The sequence below is a fragment of the Roseomonas marmotae genome (assembly GCF_017654485.1).
In the GTDB taxonomy this organism is placed as follows: Bacteria; Pseudomonadota; Alphaproteobacteria; order Acetobacterales; family Acetobacteraceae; genus Pseudoroseomonas; species Pseudoroseomonas marmotae.
In genome coordinates this window covers 269,333-286,378 of sequence record NZ_CP061091.1, presented here as the reverse complement: position 1 = coordinate 286,378, position 17,046 = coordinate 269,333, and the positions used below count along the sequence as shown (strand labels likewise).

Sequence of the window (17,046 nt, the reverse complement as noted above, 5' to 3'; positions counted from 1 at the left end):
TCGGCGGCGCCACCCTGGAAGCGCCAAAAAAGGAAGATGGGGGTCCGGGGGAATTCCTTCCCCCGGCCTTTCTGCGGGGAGAAGAACCGAATGGCCGGAAGGCTGCAAGGAAAGCGCTGCTTCGTGACGGCGGCGGGGCAGGGCATCGGCCGCGCCGCCGCGCTGGCCTATGCGCGGGAAGGCGCCACGGTGGTCGCCACCGACCGCGATGCGGGAAAGCTGGCGGGCCTGCCGGAGGCAGGCATCACCGCGCTGGCGCTGGATGTGCTGGACGATGCCGCCCTCCGCTCCACCATCGAGGCCAATGGACCCTTCGACGTGGTCTTCAACTGCGCCGGCTTCGTGCATCAGAACGATGTGCTGAGCGCGACGGACGAGGAATGGGATTTCGCCTTCGCGCTGAACGTGCGGGCGCAGTGGAAGGTGATCCAGGCCGCGCTGCCGGGCATGCTGGCCCAGGGCGGCGGCGCCATCGTGAACATGGCTTCCGCCGCCGGCTCGGTGAAGGGTGTCGCCAACCGCTTCGTCTATGGCACCACCAAGGCCGCCGTGGTCGGGCTGACCAAGAGCGTGGCCGCCGATTTCGTCACCAGGGGCATCCGCTGCAACTGCGTCTGCCCCGGCACGGTCGATACCCCCTCGCTCGGTGAGCGGATCGCCGCCAATGCCGGCAGCGCCGGCGGGCTGGAGGCCGCGCGTGCCGCCTTCGTCGCCCGGCAGGCCATGGGCCGGCTGGCCACGGCCGAGGAGATCGCCGAACTCGTGCTCTATCTCTCCGCGCCCGAAAGCACCTTTGTCACTGCCCAGGCCATCGTCATCGACGGCGGCTGGACCAACTGAGGAACGACCGACCATGAAGCTGCTGCGTTACGGCCCGCCGGGCCAGGAGAAGCCGGGCCTGCTGGACGCCCATGGCGAGATCCGCGACCTCTCCGGCGTGCTGCCGGATTTCTCGGGCGACGCGCTCTCCCCCGCCGGGCTGGCCCGGCTGGCGGGGATCGATCCGGCCTCCCTGCCCGCCGTCAGTGGCAGCCCGCGCCTCGGCCCGCCGGTGGCGCATATGAAGAACTTCGTCTGCATCGGCCTGAACTATGCCGACCATGCGGCGGAGACGGGGGCCGCCATCCCGAAGGAGCCCATCATCTTCCTGAAGTCGCTGGGCGCCCTCTGCGGCCCCAATGACGACGTGCAGATCCCGAAGGACAGCCAGAAGACCGACTGGGAAGTCGAGCTGGCCATCGTCATCGGCAGCCGGGCCAAGAATGTCACCGAGGCCGAGGCGATGGACTATGTCGCCGGCTATACCGTCTGCAACGACGTCTCCGAGCGCGAATTCCAGATCGAGCGCGGCGGCCAGTGGGACAAGGGCAAGGGCCACGACACCTTCGGCCCGCTGGGCCCCTGGCTGGTGACGAAGGACGAGGTGCCGGACCCGCAGGACCTCGCCATGTTCTGCGAGGTGGACGGCCACCGCTACCAGGACGGCTCCACGCGCACCATGATCTTCGGCGTGCAGAAGCTGGTCTCCTACGTCTCCCACTTCATCACGCTGCATCCGGGCGATGTCATCACGACAGGCACGCCGCCGGGCGTGGGCATGGGCCAGAAGCCGCCCGTCTATCTGAAGCCGGGCCAGACCATCCGCCTCGGCATCGCCGGCCTGGGAGAGCAGGTGCAGAAGACCGTCGCGGTCAGCTGAAAACGGGAAAGGCTGGGGGAAGGAATTCCCCCAGGCCCCCATCTTCTTTCTTCGAGTTTTTACAGGGCGTCGCTGGCGAGGATGCGCACGCCCTTGGCCAGCAGGCGGGCGGTGCCGGCGGCGGTGGCCTCGGGCGTGATGCCGCGGCAGGCATCCTCGATCAGCACCACCTCGTAGCCGAGATCGGCGGCATCCTCGGCGCTGAAATCCGTGCAATAGCCGCGCGCCAGACCACAGACGAAGATACGTTTGAAGCCGCGTTCCCGCAGGTAGCCATGCAGGCCGGTGTTGGTGCTGCGGTCGTTCTCGCGGAAAGCCGAGTAGCTGTCGATGGACTTCCGGAATCCCTTGCGGATCACCAGTTCGATCCGCCGCGTGTCCAGCGCCGGATGCAGCGCGGCGCCGGGGGTGCCCTGCACGCAGTGGTCGGGCCAGAGCACCTGTTCGCCATAGGACAGCATGACGCTCTCGAAAGGCTTCCGCCCCGCATGCTGGCTGGCGAAGGAGGCATGGTCCGCCGGGTGCCAGTCCTGCGTCGCCACGGCATGGTCGAAGCGCGTCAGCAGGCGGTTGATGACGGGCACCACCGCATCGCCATCCGGCGCCGGCAGCGCGCCGCCGGGCATGAAGTCCGGCTGCACATCCGTCACCAGCAGCAGGTCTGTGGGGTTCATGTCACGATCCCTCCGGCTTTCAGGATGAAATCAGCGATCTCGGCTACGCCCTGACCGGCCTTGAGGTTGGTGAAGATGAAGGGTCGCTGCCCCCGCATCTTCCTCGCATCCCGGTCCATCACGCCGAGATCGGCGCCCACCAGCGGCGCCAGGTCGGTCTTGTTGATGACCAGCAGGTCGGAGCGCGTGATGCCAGGCCCGCCCTTGCGCGGGATCTTGTCGCCGGCCGAGACGTCGATGACATAGATGGTCAGGTCCGCCAGCTCCGGGCTGAAGGTGGCGGCCAGGTTGTCCCCGCCGCTTTCGATGAACAATACTTCCAGCCCGGGGAAGCGGGCATTCATCTCGTCGACGGCGGCGAGGTTGATGCTGGCATCCTCGCGGATGGCGGTATGCGGGCAGCCGCCGGTCTCCACGCCGATGATGCGCTCGGGCGCCAGCGCGCCGCTGCGCGTCAGGAATTCGGCATCCTCCCGCGTGTAGATGTCGTTGGTGATGACGGCGATGTTGTGGCGGTCGCGCAGATGCTTGCACAGCCGGTCCGTCAGCGCCGTCTTGCCGGAACCGACGGGACCACCGATGCCGACACGGAAAGGACCGTTACTCATGAGCGGAAGAGCCTCGTGTATTGCGTCTCGTGACGCAGGGAGAAGAGGTCAAGCATCGGCGCGGCAGTGCCGAGGCGGTCGGGATCGGCGGTGAGGCCGGCTTCCGTCGCAGCCTCGATAACCGGTAGCAGGGCGGCGGTGGCGACCTGCCCATCCGTCTGCCCCAGAGGCACCAGCCGCACGCCCGCCGAGACGATATTGGCCGCGAAAGCCGAGAGAAAGCCGAAAAGCGCCGCGCGCAGCGGCACCCCCTGCCAGGCGGCGGCCGCGCCCAGCGCCACGGGATGCGCGATGCTGCTGCCATGCCGCCGGGCGAAGGCTGCCAGCCGCGCATCCGGCCAGGCGGCGGTGGTGACGCGCAGGAAGGCGCTGCCCTGGGCCATGGTCTCCAGCGCCGTCTCGGCCGTGCCGCGCCAGGCGGCGGCGAGGTCGGCGACATCGTCCAGGGCCGCGTCGCCACCGGCCTCAGCGGCGCGGAAGGCAGCGGCCAGCAGGGCCGCGTCGATCCGCCCGGCCCCGGCCTCCAGCACGCTGCGGAGGTAATCGACCAGCGTGGCGCGGTCGCGCACCGCCCCGTCCTCCACCGCGCGTTCCAGCCCGTGGCTATAGGTATAGGCGCCGACGGGATAGGCCGGGGAAAGCCAGCTCAGCAGCCTTTGCAGGGCCGCGGCGTCAATGGCTGTGGAAGTGGCCATCGCCGTGGTCATGCAATTCGCCGTGCTGATGGCCGGTATGGCGGTTGTGCTCGCCATAGGCACCGCCTTCGGGGTTGAAAGGCGCCTCCACCCTGGCCGTGGTGGCGCCGAGGCCCTGCAACATCCGCAGGATGACGTGGTCCTCGCGGATCAGGATGCGGTCGGGGCCGATCTCGGCGGGCAGGTGCCGGTTGCCCAGGTGCCAGGCCAGCCGCAGCAGGTGCTCCGTGCCCTGCCCGCGCACTTCGATCAGCGGCTCCGGCGCGGCGCGCACCAGCACCACGCCGCCGCCTTCCAGCAGCAGCCCGTCGCCATCGCGCAGCGCGACGGCTTCGGGAAGGTCCAGCAGGAAGCTCAGGCCTTTCTCAGCCGTGTAGCGCCTGCGGCGACGGTGGCGGTCGTCGAAATCGACGGTGATGACATCCTTCGCCGTACGTGCCTGCCAGTGGCCGGCATGCAGGACCTGGGTAGCGCGGGGCAGGGTGGCTTCGGCCATGGGCATGTCTCAGAACAGGAAGTAGCGCTGTGCCATCGGCAGGACTGCCGCCGGCTCGCAGATCAGCAATTCGCCATCGGCGCGGACCTCGTAGGTCTCCGGGTCGATCTCGATCCTTGGCAAGGCGCCGTTGAGGATCATGTCGCGCTTGCCGATCCCGCGCGTATTCGCCACCGGCAGCAGTGTCCGGTTGAGCCCGAGCCGCCCGGCCAGATCCGTCTCCAGCGCGGCGGCGGAGACGAAGGTGACGCTGCTGGCCTGCATCGCCCGGCCATAGCCCGCGAACATCGGGCGGTAATGCACGGGCTGCGGCGTGGGGATGGAGGCATTGGGGTCGCCCATCGGCGCCATGGCGATGCTGCCGCATTTCAGCACCATCTCCGGCTTCACGCCGAAGAAGGCGGGCGACCACATCACGAGATCCGCCAGCTTGCCGGCTTCCACGCTGCCGATATGCGCGCTGACGCCCTGCGCGATGGCGGGGTTGATGGTGTATTTGGCGATGTAGCGGCGGATGCGCAGATTGTCGTTCCCGCCCGTCTCGCCGCTCAGGCGCCCGCGCTGCACCTTCATCTTATGCGCGGTCTGCCAGGTGCGGATGATGACCTCGCCCACCCGCCCCATTGCCTGGCTGTCAGAGGACATCATGGAGATGGCACCGAGGTCGTGCAGGATATCCTCCGACGCGATGGTCTCCTTGCGGATGCGGCTCTCCGCGAAGGCCACATCCTCGGCGATGCGGGGGTCGAGGTGGTGGCAGACCATCAGCATGTCGAGATGCTCATCCACGGTATTCACCGTGTAGGGCATGGTGGGGTTGGTGGAACTGGGCAGGAAGTTCGGCTCCCCGACCACACGCAGGACATCCGGCGCATGGCCACCGCCCGCGCCTTCCGTATGGAAGGCCTGGATGGCGCGGCCGCCGATGGCCTTGATGGTATCCTCGACAAAGCCGCTCTCGTTCAGCGTATCCGTGTGGATGGCGATCTGGATGTCGAACTTATCCGCCACGCGCAGGCAGGTGTCGATGGCCTTGGGCGTGGTGCCCCAGTCCTCATGCAGCTTCAGCCCGCAGGCACCGGCGCGGATCTGTTCCTCCAGCCCACCCGGCAGGGCCGCATTGCCCTTGCCGAGGAAGCCCAGATTCATCGGGAAGCTTTCCGCCGCCTGCAGCATCCGCGCCATGTGCCAGGGGCCGGGCGTGGCGGTGGTGGCCAGCGTGCCATGCGCCGGGCCGGTGCCGCCGCCGAACATGGTGGTGACGCCGGAGGCCAGCGCTTCCTCGATCTGCTGGGGGCAGATGAAATGGATATGCGGGTCGATGCCGCCGGCGGTCAGGATGCGCCCCTCGCAGGCGATGATCTCCGTGCCCGGCCCAATGACGATATCCACGCCCGGCTGGGTATCGGGATTGCCGGCCTTGCCGATGGCGGCGATGCGCCCGTCGCGCAGGCCGACATCGGCCTTGTAGATGCCGCTATGGTCGATGATCAGCGCATTGGTGATGACGGTATCCATCGCGCCCTGCTCGCGGGTGCGCTGGCTCTGCCCCATGCCGTCGCGGATGACCTTGCCGCCGCCGAACTTCACCTCCTCCCCATAGGTGGTGAGGTCGCGCTCCACTTCGGCGAAAAGTTCCGTATCCGCCAGCCGTACCTTGTCGCCCACCGTCGGGCCATACATGCCGGCATAGGCGGTGCGGGAGATTCTCGTGGCCATGGCTCAGAGCTTCCCTTCCGTCTCGCCGCGGAAGCCGTGCACGATGCGGTCTCCGCTGTATTCCACCAGCCGCACGCGCCGGCTCTGCCCGGGCTCGAAGCGCATGGCGGTGCCGGACGGGATATCCAGCCGCCTGCCTCGCGTCCGCGCGCGGTCGAAGGAAAGGCCAGGATTGGTCTCGAAGAAATGATAGTGGCTGCCGACCTGGATGGGCCGGTCGCCGGTATTGGCCACTTCCAGCTCCACCGCCTCGCGCCCGGCATTCAGCTCGATCTCACCAGCCGCGACAATGACTTCCCCGGGGATCATGGAGTCTTCCTCAGCGGATGGGGTTATGGACGGTGACGAGCTTGGTGCCGTCGGGGAAGGTGGCTTCCACCTGGATCTCGTGGATCATCTCGGCGATGCCTTCCATCACCTGGTCCCGCGTCAGGACGGTGGCCCCATCGCGCATCAGCTCCGCCACGCTGCGGCCGTCGCGCGCGCCTTCCACCACGAAATCGGTGATCAGCGCGACCGCCTCCGGGTGGTTCAGCGTCACGCCACGCGAGAGGCGCCTGCGGGCCACCTCGGCCGCCATGGCGATCAGCAGCTTGTCCTTTTCACGGGGGGTCAGGTGCATGGGGCCATCCTGCGGGGCGGTGGGGAATTCATTCTGGCGTGGGCCTTCTCAGCTCGTCCACAGCCGGGGCAGCCGGGCCGGGTGGCCCAGCACGCCCGCGCGCAGCAGCGGGATGGCGGCGGAAAGCGCATCGCGCACTTCGCCGGCGCGGCCCAGCCAGCGGACCAGCAGCAGGCCGGGGCGGGCGAGGGTGGCGTCGTGGCCGGCCTCCCGCAGCAGGTCGCGGCCCGCGCCCGCCTCCGCCTCGCTGCCCGCCAGCAGCAGCAGGGCGCTGGCCTCGGCCTGCGCGAATCCGAAGGGTGCCGCCAGCCGGGCCGCGATGTCGCCCGAGAGATCCATGGCATCGGCCCAGTGCAGCCTCTCCCCGCGCCAGAGCCGCCAGGAATCGAACAGCGCGCCATGGCTCAGCCGCTCCCCCCGCGCGACGCGGCCGAAGACCAGCATTTCCGCCGCCAGCAGCCGGGCGCCGGGGGCCAAACGCGCCCGCATCCGCCGCTCCAGCCGCGCGCCGTCGAAAAGGATGGTCTCCTGCGGCAGCCATTCCAGCGTGGCGCCTTCCGCTACCTCCAGCTCGGTGGAGAGGCGTGTGCTCTCGCCCAGGCTGCGATAGACCTTCTCGGCCGCCGGCGTGGTCAGGCTGGCGCCGGTGCTTTCCGCCAGCCTCGCGGAAATCTCCAGCGAATCCCCGCCCGCGAGGCCGCCGCCGACATTCACCAGGGCGGCCAGGGGCAGGTCGTCAGGCTCGGGCCTCGGGAAGAGCACGCGCAGCGGCGCGGCATGAAAGAGGTGCCGCAGCACGGTGCCGCGATCCGTGCGGATGAAGCCCAGCTCCGCCCGGCCATGGGCGCGCTGGTGGCGGGGGAGGGAGAGGGACATCGGCGCCAATCTGCCAAGGCCGAGGCGAAGCAGGAAGAAGCTCCGGGCGGGAGTCGCCTCAGATCCCCGTCTTTTTCCGCGGGGCGGCTTTCGGGGCGGCCGGGCAGGGGCAAAGAAAGGCCGGGGGAAGGAATTCCCCCGGACCCCCGTCTTTCTTTTTGTCAGTTTCAGCGATGTCGCCGCCGGTTGGCGGATTCGCGGAAAAAAGAAGGGGGCTCCAGGGGGAATTCATTCCCCCTGGCCTTCCCTCACATCGTCGCCCCGATCGGCCAGGGCGCGAATTCCGCCGCGCCGAAGTCGTAGCTCTCGCTCTTGGTATGTTCGCCGCTGGCCACGCGCAGGATCAGCTCGAAGATCCGCTGGCCGCATTCCTCCACCGTCTCGCGGCCGGAGAGGATGGTGCCGCAGTTCACGTCCATATCCTCCTCCATCCGCTCATACATGGCGCTGTTGGTCGCCAGCTTGATGGAGGGCGCCGGCTTGCAGCCGAAGACGCTGCCGCGCCCGGTGGTGAAGCAGACGAGGTTGGCGCCGCCCGCCACCTGCCCGGTGGCGGCCACGGGGTCGTAGCCGGGCGTGTCCATGAAGACGAAGCCCTTCTCCGTCACCGGGGCGGCGTAGTCATAGACCGCCGTCAGGTTGGTGGTGCCGGCCTTGGCCATGGCGCCCAGCGACTTCTCCAGGATGGTGGTCAGCCCGCCCGCCTTGTTGCCGGGGGAGGGGTTGCTGTTCAGCTCCGCCTGCCCGCGCGCCGCGTAATCCTCCCACCAGCGCATCAGGTCCACCAGCTTCTGCCCGACCTCGCGGGAGGTGGCGCGTCGCGTCAGCAGATGCTCGGCGCCATAGGTCTCCGGCGTCTCGGAGAGGATGACGGTGCCGCCGTGCCGCACCAGCAGGTCGGAGGCCGCGCCCAGGGCCGGGTTGGCGGTGATGCCGGAATAGCCGTCCGAGCCGCCGCATTGCAGGGCCACGGTCAGGTGGCTGGCCGGCACGGGCTGGCGGTGGACCTTGTTGGATTCCTCCAGCACTTCCCTCACGAAGGCGATGCCGGCTTCCACCGTCTTGCGGGTGCCGCCCATGGTCTGGATGTCCATGTTGCGGAGACGCCCGGCGAGGTTCTGCTCCTCCAGCAGGCCGGAGATCTGGTTGACCTCGCAGCCCAGGCCGATGGCGATGACATGGCTGAAATTCACATGCCGCGCGAAGCCCGCCAGCGTGCGGCGCAGGATGCGCAGCCCGTCATTGTCGCCCATGCCGCAGCCGGTCTTGTGGGTCAGCGCCACCACGCCATCGACATTCGGGTATTCGGCCAGCGGGTCGTTGCCGATGAAGGGATTCCGCTTGAAGGCATCCGCGATCATCGAGGCCACATGGGCCGAGCAGTTCACGCTGGTGACGATGCCGATGTAGTTGCGGGTGGCCACCCGCCCGTCCGGCCGCATGATGCCCATGAAGGTGGCGGGCTGCGGCACATAGAGCGTGGGTTTGGCATCCACGCCCCAGGCATAGTCCTTGTCGAAATCGCCCATGCCGCAATTCTGCACATGCACCCAGTCGCCGGGCGCGATGGGCTGCGTGGCGAAGCCGATGATCTGGCCGTAGCGCCTGACCGGCTCCCCCACCGCATGGGCGCGGGCGGCGACCTTATGGCCTGGCGGGATGCGGGCGGTGGCGACGATGCCCGGGGCCACCGGGCTGCCTTCCGGCGCCGCGCGCCGGGCGATGAGCACCGTATCCTCCGGGTGCAGGCGGATGAAGGGTGTCTCGACCGCGATATCCATTGTTCTCGTTTCCTCCAGGGGGCGGGTGATCCTGGCGCGAAACGGCGGGTGAGGGAAAGACCCCGGCGTCAGGCGTCAGGCGTGGCCGGCGCTGGCCGAGAGCAGCAGCGGGTCGATCCGCAGCTTGGCAAGGGCCTGCCGCCACTGGGTATCGGGCTCGCTGTCGAAGAGCAGGGCCTCGTCCGGCGTGACGTTCAGCCAGGCATTGTGCTGGATCTCGCTCTCCAGCTGCCCCGGGCCCCAGCCGGCATAGCCCAGCGCCAGCAGCCCCTGGCGCGGCCCGCCGCCGCCGGCGATGGCCTTCAGGATATCGACGCTGGCGGTCAGGGCCAGGTCGCCCGTCACCTTCAGGCTCGCATCGCTCTCCCAGTCCGCGGTGTGCAGCACGAAGCCGCGGCCGCCCTCCACCGGGCCGCCGGCCAGCAGGCGCATCTGCCGCTGCGGGGGCAGGGGCTCCACCTCCAACTGCTTCAACAGCTCCTCGAAGCTCAGCGTATCCAGGGGCTTGTTGAGGACGATGCCCATGGCCCCGTCGGCCGAATGGGCGCAGATGCAGATGACCGCCCGCGCGAAACGGGGGTCAGACAGGCTGGGCATGGCCACCAGCAACTGGCCACCCAGATAGCCCTCGCTCGCCGGGCCGCCTCTGCCAAGTTCCTGTGGCTTGGGCAGCCGGGCCTTGGGGAAATCCTGCTCGCTCGCGCGTCTCGCCATGGTCCCGTGAAGATGGCGGTCCATCCGGCGGCGCGCAAGCGTCCCGGTTGACAGAGTCCCCGATGGCGTAAAAACAACCACGCGAAACTCCAGACCAGGAAAGCGACACCATGGCCATTCAGAACGGCGATACCATCCCCGAAGCGAAGCTGACCCAGGCGACCGCCGAGGGCCCGCGCGAGCGGTCCACCCAGGATCTCTTCGCCGGCAAGACCGTGGTGCTCTTCGGCGTGCCCGGCGCCTTCACCCCCACCTGCTCCGCCAAGCACATGCCGGGCTTCGTGCAGCAGGCCGCAGCGCTGAAGGCCAAGGGCGTGGACACCATCGCCTGCATGGCCGTGAACGACCCCTTCGTCATGAAGGCCTGGGGCGAGAGCCAGGGCATCACGGACGAGGTGTTGCTGCTGGCCGATGGCTCGGCCGCCTTCACCAGGGCGCTGAGGCTGGAACTCGACCTGACGGCGCGCGGCATGGGCGTCCGCTGCCAGCGCTTCGCCCTCGTCGCGAAGGACGGGAAGGTGGTCTACCTGGGTGTCGAGGAGCCCGGCGCCTTCGAGGTGTCGAAGGCCGAGACGGTGCTCGCGGCACTCTGAGGACAGGCCAGGGGCGCCGCCCCTGGACCCCGCCGGGGTGGAGAGTCCACCCCGGACCCCGCTTCGAATTTTCTACGCCCTGGAGGCTCTGGCGGAGTGCCAGCCACCCGTGCATTGAAATTGAAGAAGGGAAATTGAAGAAGGCCACGCGGGCTCGGCCCGCAGTCGCCGGAGGTCATGGACCTCCGCCGGAACCGCCATACCATAAGCCAAAAAACAGATGGAGGGGTCTGGGGTGACACTGTCACCCCAGCGGGGTGGCCTGGAGGGGCGGCGCCCCTCCAGGCCTTCAGAAGAAGGCGTTCAGGCCCGTCTGCGCCCGGCCCAGGATCAGGGCATGGACATCGTGGGTGCCTTCGTAGGTGTTCACGGCTTCCAGGTTCATCACGTGGCGGATGACGTGGTACTCGTCCGCGATGCCGTTGCCGCCGTGCATGTCACGCGCCACGCGGGCGATATCCAGCGCCTTGCCGCAGTTGTTCCGCTTCAGCAGGGAGATCATCTCCGGCGCCACGCGGTGCTCGTCGAACAGCCGGCCCAGGCGCAGCACGCTGTGCAGGCCCAGCGTGATCTCGGTCTGCATGTCGGCCAGCTTCTTCTGGATCAGCTGCGTCTGCGCCAGCGGGCGGCCGAACATCTGGCGGCCCATGGTGTAGTCGCGCGCGGCATGCCAGCAGAACTCGGCGGCGCCCAGCGAGCCCCAGGCGATGCCGTAGCGGGCGCGGTTGAGGCAGGAGAAGGGGCCCTTCAGGCCCTTCACGTCCAGCTTGTTCTCTTCCGGGCAGAAGACCTCGTCCATCATGATCATGCCGGTGGTCGAGGCGCGCAGGCTGAACTTGCCCTCGATCTTCGGCGCGGCCAGGCCCTTCATGCCCTTCTCGAGCACGAAGCCACGCACGTCGCCGGCATCGTCCTTGGCCCAGACCACGAAGACATCAGCGATCGGGGAATTGGTGATCCAGGTCTTGGAGCCGGACAGCAGGTAGCCGCCATCCACCTTCTTCGCGCGGGTGCGCATGGAGGCGGGGTCGGAGCCGGCATCGGGCTCGGTCAGGCCGAAGCAGCCGACCAGCTGGCCCTGCTGCATGCCGGGCAGCACGCGGTCCTTCAGCGCATCGGTGCCATAGGCCCAGATGGGGAACATGGCGAGGGAGGACTGCACGGAGAAAGCCGAGCGGTAGCCGGAATCGACCCGCTCCACCTCACGCGCGATCAGGCCGTAGGAGACGTAGTTGACGCCGGCGCAGCCATGGCTGTCGAGCGTCGCGCCCAGGAAGCCCATCTCGCCGAATTCATTCATGATCTCCCGGTGGAAGACCTCGTGCCGGTTGGCCTCCAGCACGCGCGGGAAGAGCTTCTCCTGGCAATACTGCCGCGCCGCGTCGCGGATCATCCGCTCATCCTCGCCGAGCTGGTCCTCCAGCAGCAGCGGGTCCTCCCAGTTGAAGGCGGGCTTGGTGGGCGGGGTGGCGACGTTCATCGGACAGTTCCTCCTCGGCCGGCCGGCGGGCCCCGCTCAGGGCTGCCGGCCGCTCGGTTGCAGCGGGCGGAGATTGGCGCCCCGGAGCCGGGGCGGCAACCCGGCCGGGGAAACCAGGATAGCCTCAGGCGGCGTCGGCCTCGGCCGGACGGCTTTCGCGCTTCGCGCGCGGGATCGGGATCAGCATGAAGGCCGGAACGGCATCGCCGAAGCCCACGACCGGCGGACCCAGGTCGTCGCGCTCACGCCGGTCACGCCGGAAATCGTCACGGTCACGGCTGACGCGTTCCTCACGTGGCGGGCGGGCACGCTCCTCGCGCGGCGGACGGGCGCGCTCATCCTCGCGGTGACGGCGGTGATCCTCGCGGGGGCGGGGAGGCGCCTCGGCGGGTGCGGGCGCGGCGGCGAGGGGCTCGGCCCGCTCTTCCTCATGCCGGCGGGGCGGCGCCGGCTGCTCCTCGTCGCGGCGGCGGCCACGGCGGGCGACCTCATCGCGGCGTCCGCGGCCTTCCTTCTCCGGCCGCGCGCCGCGCTCGGGCTTCTCGGGCTTGGCGGCACGGCTGCGGCCACGGCCGCGGCCCTTCGATTCGCGGGCCTCGGCCAGCTCGGCCTCGCTCACCGGCTCGATCCCCTCGATGGTCATGCGGGGGATCTCGCGGCCGGTCAGCGCCTCGATGGCTGCCAGCAGCTTGGCGTCGTCGGCGGTGGCGATGGAATAGGCATGGCCTTCCCGCCCGGCGCGGCCGGTGCGGCCGATGCGGTGGACATAATCCTCCGCATGGAAGGGCAGGTCGAAATTGAAGACGTGGCTGAGGCCGCCGATATCGATGCCGCGCGCGGCGACATCGGAGCAGACCAGCAGCTGCAGCTCGTTGTTCTTGAACTTCTCCAGCGTGGCGAAGCGCACGGACTGCGCCAGGTCGCCATGCAGGGCGCCGACCGAGAAGCCGTGCTTGCTCAGGCTCTTGTAGAGGATGTCGACGTCACGCTTGCGGTTGCAGAAGATCAGCGCGTTCTGCACCTTCTCGCGCCGGATCAGGCTGCGCAGGGCGTGGCGCTTCTCATGCTCCGGCACCAGGACCAGGCCGGTCGTGATGGTGGCCGCGACCGAGGCCGGCGGCGCCACCGTGATCTCCTTCGGGTTCTGCAGGAAGGCATCGGCCAGCTTGCGGATCTCGGGCGCCATGGTGGCGGAGAAGAACAGGGTCTGGCGCAGCGGCGGCAGCATGGAGACGATGCGCTCGACATCGGGGATGAACCCCATGTCCAGCATGCGGTCCGCCTCGTCGATCACCAGCACCTTGCAGTCCGCCAGCATGACGCGGCCGCGGTCGAAAAGGTCCAGCAGGCGGCCGGGGGTGGCGATCAGCACGTCGACGCCCTTGTCCAGCGCGTCGGTCTGCTCGGCCATGCTCTCGCCGCCGATCAGCAGGGCATGGTTCAGCTTCATGTGCTGACCGTATTTGACGAAATTCTCGGCCACCTGCAGCGCCAGCTCGCGCGTCGGTTCCAGGATCAGGCTGCGCGGCATACGGGCCTTGGCGCGGCTGCCGGCCAGGATATCCATCATCGGCAGCACGAAGCTGGCGGTCTTGCCGGTGCCTGTCTGGGCGCAGCCCAACACGTCGCGGCCCATCAGCACGATGGGGATGGCCTGCTCCTGGATCGGCGTCGGATGCAGATAGCCGGCGTCCTCGACGCCCTTCAGCAGCTGCTCGGAGAGGCCGAGATCGGCGAAGACCACGCGCGGCTCCTCCTCCTCGTGCTCGTCCCAGCTGGCGGCTTCCTGGGCCGCCTGCCGTTGGTCTTCCGTTAGCGCCTCCGTCACGGGCGTTTCCGGCAGGCCGTCCAGCGGCACGGCGCCGGGCAGGGCGTCCGGCAGGGGCATGGCATCGGAATGCTCGTTTTCGGCCGCGACATTCGCGGGCGCTTCAGGCTGATCGCTCAAGAGCAGTAGGTCCCTATCGCCGACCATGCGGCGTGCCTCATGGGGGCATGTGATGCCGGCCGGTCACACGCGATCCGCGCGGCCCTGAATCCGGTATCGGTGCCCCTATGCGCCGGAAGGCGCTTCTTGGCAAGGTTTTGAACCCATGGACGCGCTTTTTGAAGGCCGCTAACTGCAATTCCACGCCCTGCTGACGGAGGTTCCGCGTCATGACCGCTTATCCGCTGCTGCTGTTGCCGGGGCTGCTCTGCGATGTCCGGCTCTGGCGCGACCAGATCGCGGCGCTGAAGGACGTCGCGGCCTGCCAGGTGGCGGACACGACGCAGGATGCCGGCCTGGGCGAGATGGCCTTGCGCGCGCTGGCCATGGCGCCGCCGCGCTTCGCCCTGGCCGGGCTTTCGATGGGCGGCTACCTGGCGCTGGAGATCATGCGCCGGGCGCCGGAGCGGGTGACGCGGCTGGCGCTGATGGATACCGGCGCCCGCCCGGATACCGAGGAACAATCCCGCCGACGGCGCGGCCTGATGTCGCTGACCCGCAGCGGCCAGTTCAAGGGCGTGACGCCCCGGCTGCTGCCCAGCCTGCTGCATCCCGCCCATATCGACGGCCCACTGGGCTTCGAGGTGCGGGAGATGGCCGAGCGGGTGGGGCGCGAGGCCTTCCTGCGGCAGCAGCAGGCCATCCTGCACCGGCCGGATTCGCGCCCGGACCTGCCGCGCATCACCGTGCCGACGCTGGTGGTGGTGGGGGAGCAGGATGTGCTCACGCCGCCCGAACTCTCCGAGGAAATGGCCGCCGCGATTCCCAATGCCCGGCTGGTCCGCATCCCCGAGGCCGGGCACCTGCCGCCGATGGAGCAGCCGGAGAGGGTGACCAGCCTGTTGCGGGACTGGCTGGCCGGCGCCGCCTGACGCACCGGGTGAGCGGGTGTCAGCACTCCCGTAACGCTCCCCGGGCGATACATGCGGGATGCCTGCCATCCCGCCCGCCCCGCCGCCCCATGGCCTGCCCCGCCGCGCATTGATGGGCGGCGTGCTGGCCGGGCTGGCCGCCGCGCCGCCCCCCGCCCGGGCAGGGGAGGCCCCGCCCGAGGCGCCGCCGGCGCTGCGGCAGGCCTGGCGGGTCTTCCGCGCGCGCTTCCTGCTGCCGGAAGGGCGGGTGGTGGATACCGGCAACCAGGGCATCTCGCATTCCGAAGGGCAGGGCTGGGCGCTGCTCTGCGCCGAGCGCTGCGACGACCGCGAGGGCTTCGACCTGTTACTGGGCTGGACGCGGCAGGCGCTGCGGCGGCCGCAGGACAGCCTGCATGCCTGGCGCTACCGCCCCGGCGCGGCGCAGGGCTTTTCCGACCGCAACAATGCCTCGGATGGTGATCTCTTCATCGCCGCGGCCCTGCTGCTGGCGGCGCGGCGCTGGGCGCAGCCGGCCTATGCCGGGGCCGGCCGCGCCATCGCCCGCGACGTGCTGCGCCTGCTCCTGCGGCGGGTGGCCGGGTACACGGTGCTGCTTCCCGGCGCGGCTGGATTCGAGGATGCGGAGGGTGTCATCCTCAACCCGTCCTACTACGCCTTCCCCGCCATCCGCCTGCTGGCCCAGGCGGTGCCGGATCCGGCGTGGCTTCGGCTGGTGGCGGATGGCGTGGGGCTGCTGCGCGGCGCGCGCTTCGGCCGCTGGGGCCTGCCACCGGATTGGCTGGCGCTGCGGCGCGCCGGGGGACTGGCTGGCCTGGCCCCGGGCCGGCCGCCGCGCTTTTCCTACGACGCGGTGCGGGTGCCGCTCTATCTCGCCTGGTCCGGGCTGGTGGAGGAACCGGCGGTGCGCGCGGCCCTGGGATTCTGGAACGATCCGGGCCACCCGCACCCGCCGGCCTGGGTGGATCTGGTGACCGACCGCATCTCACCCTATCCGGCCAGCGGCGGCATCGAGGCCTTGCGGGATTGCCTCCGGCGCGGGGAAGCCAGCGGGCCGGCGCTGACGTTTACGCTTGAGGAAAGAGATGATTACTACGCCGCGATGCTCAAAATTCTGAGCATGATCTCAACTATCAGATAATCTTAAAAAAGAGATTATCTCTCTCTTATTTTGCAAGTTTTTTGTATTCCATTCAATCACCACTGGCTGCATTCTGCGCCCGGGGGAAGGGCTTGATAGTGGCGACGAATCAGGACAGCGACGTTGCGCGGGTGGCGGAGGCTTTGCGTGTTCCCGGTATCCGCTATCAGACTTTCAGCAATGGCCCCGTGCGGAAGGTGCCGCGCCCCGTCATGCCGCCTGTCTTGCCCGCTGGGCTGGAAGGAGTGGCTGGAACGCGCGTGGAGGCTACATCCGGCCCTGTTCCATGTTCCGAGGAGCAGGCCAGCACATCTCAACCTGTAGTTGATGTGCTGTGGGCCGCCCTTTCGCCAGCCTGCCCCCCCATGGCGCCAGCCATGCCCGCCCCCGCAGCCCCGCCGCCGCGCCCGGCTGCCCCCGTCTCCGGACCCGGGCCCAATGCGCCGTCCGTTCCCCTGATGGCGGCGGCGCCATTCAGCGCCCCTCCGTTGCCGCCGGGGCCGTCACCCGTGTTGCATGCGCCACAGAGCCTGCAGAACCGCCAGAACGCGCAGTCCCTGCTGATGATGCTGCGTGGCAGCGCCATCCAGGACGCCGCCGGCTCCGGCGCGCCGGAATCCTTGGCCGAAGCGCCGGCCACGCTGCTGGAGCAGTTGCGTGCCTCCAGCGCCGCCAGCCCGCCGCCGCGGGAGGGGCTGCTGGCCATGCTGTCGCAGCCCGCCGTCTGGGACCTGCCGCTGGCGCCGCGGCGGCCCGTGGAGCCTCCGCAGCTTGTGGGCCGGCCGATCGAGCCGGCCGCCGGCGGGCTCATGGGCCTGCTGCCCGAGGCCTTCGGTGCCCCGCCGCCTTCCGCCGGCCAGCCATTCTGGTCCGCCGCGCGCCCGCCGGCCCCGTCCGCACCGCCCGCCGGACCGGCCGCGCCGCCTGCCGGCGCCATGCGGGCGTCCCTGGCCCCGGCATCGCTGGCCGAGGTGTTCCGCGTGGTCTCGGCACCATCGGCCCCCCCGCCGGCCGCGCCTCCGCAACAGACCGATTCCCTGAAGGACATCCTGCGGGGCCTGCGCTCTGGCAGGGGCGGTTAAGGAGCCT

18 protein-coding genes are annotated in these 17,046 nt (G+C 69.4%); 6 read left to right on the top strand and 12 right to left on the bottom strand.

The annotated features are described in order from the left end of the window. Positions 1–90 precede the first annotated feature (90 nt). Both IAI58_RS01345 and IAI58_RS01340 read left to right on the top strand, forming a co-directional pair. A complete protein-coding gene (locus IAI58_RS01345; protein ID WP_207447995.1) occupies positions 91–840 on the top strand; it encodes an SDR family oxidoreductase in 750 nt (249 codons plus the stop codon). A 13-nt stretch (positions 841–853) separates the two neighbouring features. After that, positions 854–1,699, top strand: coding sequence for a fumarylacetoacetate hydrolase family protein (locus IAI58_RS01340; protein WP_207447993.1), 846 nt, complete (start codon positions 854–856; stop codon positions 1,697–1,699). A gap of 59 nt (positions 1,700–1,758) precedes the next feature. On the opposite strand, the gene pncA is transcribed toward IAI58_RS01340, so the two are convergent. From pncA to IAI58_RS01290, 10 genes are all read right to left on the bottom strand, one after another. Continuing rightward, the gene (pncA, locus tag IAI58_RS01335; RefSeq protein WP_207447990.1) at positions 1,759–2,373 is read right to left on the bottom strand and encodes a bifunctional nicotinamidase/pyrazinamidase; all 615 of its coding nucleotides are present in this window, start codon (positions 2,371–2,373) and stop codon (positions 1,759–1,761) included. Then, positions 2,370–2,981, bottom strand: a complete 612-nt coding sequence (gene ureG / locus IAI58_RS01330; protein WP_207447988.1) for an urease accessory protein UreG — start codon at positions 2,979–2,981, stop codon at positions 2,370–2,372. Before ureG ends, pncA begins: the two co-directional genes overlap by 4 nt. Continuing rightward, entirely contained in the window at positions 2,978–3,676 is a 699-nt protein-coding gene (locus IAI58_RS01325; protein WP_237182469.1) for an urease accessory protein UreF, read from the bottom strand. Before IAI58_RS01325 ends, ureG begins: the two co-directional genes overlap by 4 nt. Continuing rightward, on the bottom strand, positions 3,654–4,172 hold the full coding sequence (locus tag IAI58_RS01320) for an urease accessory protein UreE (protein WP_207447984.1): 519 nt from the start codon (positions 4,170–4,172) through the stop codon (positions 3,654–3,656). Before IAI58_RS01320 ends, IAI58_RS01325 begins: the two co-directional genes overlap by 23 nt. A gap of 9 nt (positions 4,173–4,181) precedes the next feature. After that, the gene (gene ureC, locus IAI58_RS01315; RefSeq protein ID WP_207447982.1) at positions 4,182–5,891 is read right to left on the bottom strand and encodes an urease subunit alpha; all 1,710 of its coding nucleotides are present in this window, start codon (positions 5,889–5,891) and stop codon (positions 4,182–4,184) included. A gap of 3 nt (positions 5,892–5,894) precedes the next feature. Next, on the bottom strand, positions 5,895–6,200 hold the full coding sequence (locus IAI58_RS01310) for an urease subunit beta (RefSeq protein WP_207447980.1): 306 nt from the start codon (positions 6,198–6,200) through the stop codon (positions 5,895–5,897). A 10-nt stretch (positions 6,201–6,210) separates the two neighbouring features. After that, positions 6,211–6,513 carry an urease subunit gamma gene (locus IAI58_RS01305; protein WP_207447978.1) on the bottom strand — a complete coding sequence of 101 codons (303 nt, stop codon included), beginning with the start codon at positions 6,511–6,513 and terminating at the stop codon, positions 6,211–6,213. Between the two features lie 48 nt (positions 6,514–6,561). Further along, the gene (locus tag IAI58_RS01300; protein ID WP_207447976.1) at positions 6,562–7,389 is read right to left on the bottom strand and encodes an urease accessory protein UreD; all 828 of its coding nucleotides are present in this window, start codon (positions 7,387–7,389) and stop codon (positions 6,562–6,564) included. A 248-nt stretch (positions 7,390–7,637) separates the two neighbouring features. Next, complete coding sequence (locus tag IAI58_RS01295; RefSeq protein ID WP_207447973.1) at positions 7,638–9,170, bottom strand: UxaA family hydrolase; 1,533 nt, start codon at positions 9,168–9,170, stop codon at positions 7,638–7,640. 75 nt (positions 9,171–9,245) lie between these two features. After that, positions 9,246–9,884: a YqgE/AlgH family protein gene (locus IAI58_RS01290; protein WP_207447971.1), complete on the bottom strand. Its 639-nt coding sequence runs from the start codon at positions 9,882–9,884 to the stop codon at positions 9,246–9,248. A gap of 110 nt (positions 9,885–9,994) precedes the next feature. On the opposite strand from IAI58_RS01290, the gene IAI58_RS01285 reads away from it, so the two are divergent. Beyond that, complete coding sequence (locus IAI58_RS01285; RefSeq protein WP_207447969.1) at positions 9,995–10,477, top strand: peroxiredoxin; 483 nt, start codon at positions 9,995–9,997, stop codon at positions 10,475–10,477. A 289-nt stretch (positions 10,478–10,766) separates the two neighbouring features. Here IAI58_RS01285 and IAI58_RS01280 read toward each other — a convergent pair whose 3' ends face one another. Both IAI58_RS01280 and IAI58_RS01275 read right to left on the bottom strand, forming a co-directional pair. After that, entirely contained in the window at positions 10,767–11,957 is a 1,191-nt protein-coding gene (locus IAI58_RS01280; protein WP_207447967.1) for an acyl-CoA dehydrogenase, read from the bottom strand. Between the two features lie 124 nt (positions 11,958–12,081). Then, the gene (locus IAI58_RS01275; RefSeq protein WP_207448082.1) at positions 12,082–13,845 is read right to left on the bottom strand and encodes a DEAD/DEAH box helicase; all 1,764 of its coding nucleotides are present in this window, start codon (positions 13,843–13,845) and stop codon (positions 12,082–12,084) included. Positions 13,846–14,114: 269 nt separating this feature from the next. Here IAI58_RS01275 and IAI58_RS01270 point away from each other — a divergent pair, with 269 nt between their 5' ends. The 3 genes from IAI58_RS01270 to IAI58_RS01260 all read left to right on the top strand — a co-directional run bounded on the left by IAI58_RS01270 (position 14,115) and on the right by IAI58_RS01260 (position 17,039). Next, on the top strand, positions 14,115–14,816 hold the full coding sequence (locus IAI58_RS01270) for an alpha/beta fold hydrolase (RefSeq protein ID WP_207447965.1): 702 nt from the start codon (positions 14,115–14,117) through the stop codon (positions 14,814–14,816). A 58-nt stretch (positions 14,817–14,874) separates the two neighbouring features. Next, the gene (locus IAI58_RS01265) at positions 14,875–15,957 is read left to right on the top strand and encodes a family 8 glycosyl hydrolase (protein ID WP_207447963.1); all 1,083 of its coding nucleotides are present in this window, start codon (positions 14,875–14,877) and stop codon (positions 15,955–15,957) included. Positions 15,958–16,466: 509 nt separating this feature from the next. After that, positions 16,467–17,039, top strand: a complete 573-nt coding sequence (locus IAI58_RS01260) for a hypothetical protein (protein WP_207447961.1) — start codon at positions 16,467–16,469, stop codon at positions 17,037–17,039. Positions 17,040–17,046 lie beyond the last annotated feature (7 nt).

Bases quoted from the DNA above. Each gene is read 5' to 3' on its own strand.
- IAI58_RS01290 (WP_207447971.1), bottom strand. From the start codon at position 9,884: ATGGCGAGACGCGCGAGCGAGCAGGATTTCCCCAAGGCCCGGCTGCCC.
- IAI58_RS01275 (WP_207448082.1), bottom strand. From the start codon at position 13,845: ATGCCCCTGCCGGACGCCCTGCCCGGCGCCGTGCCGCTGGACGGCCTG.
- IAI58_RS01305 (WP_207447978.1), bottom strand. From the start codon at position 6,513: ATGCACCTGACCCCCCGTGAAAAGGACAAGCTGCTGATCGCCATGGCG.
- IAI58_RS01265 (WP_207447963.1), top strand. From the start codon at position 14,875: ATGCCTGCCATCCCGCCCGCCCCGCCGCCCCATGGCCTGCCCCGCCGC.
- IAI58_RS01325 (WP_237182469.1), bottom strand. From the start codon at position 3,676: ATGGCCACTTCCACAGCCATTGACGCCGCGGCCCTGCAAAGGCTGCTG.
- IAI58_RS01295 (WP_207447973.1), bottom strand. From the start codon at position 9,170: ATGGATATCGCGGTCGAGACACCCTTCATCCGCCTGCACCCGGAGGAT.
- IAI58_RS01345 (WP_207447995.1), top strand. From the start codon at position 91: ATGGCCGGAAGGCTGCAAGGAAAGCGCTGCTTCGTGACGGCGGCGGGG.
- IAI58_RS01340 (WP_207447993.1), top strand. From the start codon at position 854: ATGAAGCTGCTGCGTTACGGCCCGCCGGGCCAGGAGAAGCCGGGCCTG.
- IAI58_RS01270 (WP_207447965.1), top strand. From the start codon at position 14,115: ATGACCGCTTATCCGCTGCTGCTGTTGCCGGGGCTGCTCTGCGATGTC.
- IAI58_RS01285 (WP_207447969.1), top strand. From the start codon at position 9,995: ATGGCCATTCAGAACGGCGATACCATCCCCGAAGCGAAGCTGACCCAG.
- ureG (WP_207447988.1), bottom strand. From the start codon at position 2,981: ATGAGTAACGGTCCTTTCCGTGTCGGCATCGGTGGTCCCGTCGGTTCC.
- IAI58_RS01280 (WP_207447967.1), bottom strand. From the start codon at position 11,957: ATGAACGTCGCCACCCCGCCCACCAAGCCCGCCTTCAACTGGGAGGAC.
- IAI58_RS01320 (WP_207447984.1), bottom strand. From the start codon at position 4,172: ATGGCCGAAGCCACCCTGCCCCGCGCTACCCAGGTCCTGCATGCCGGC.
- ureC (WP_207447982.1), bottom strand. From the start codon at position 5,891: ATGGCCACGAGAATCTCCCGCACCGCCTATGCCGGCATGTATGGCCCG.
- IAI58_RS01310 (WP_207447980.1), bottom strand. From the start codon at position 6,200: ATGATCCCCGGGGAAGTCATTGTCGCGGCTGGTGAGATCGAGCTGAAT.
- pncA (WP_207447990.1), bottom strand. From the start codon at position 2,373: ATGAACCCCACAGACCTGCTGCTGGTGACGGATGTGCAGCCGGACTTC.
- IAI58_RS01300 (WP_207447976.1), bottom strand. From the start codon at position 7,389: ATGTCCCTCTCCCTCCCCCGCCACCAGCGCGCCCATGGCCGGGCGGAG.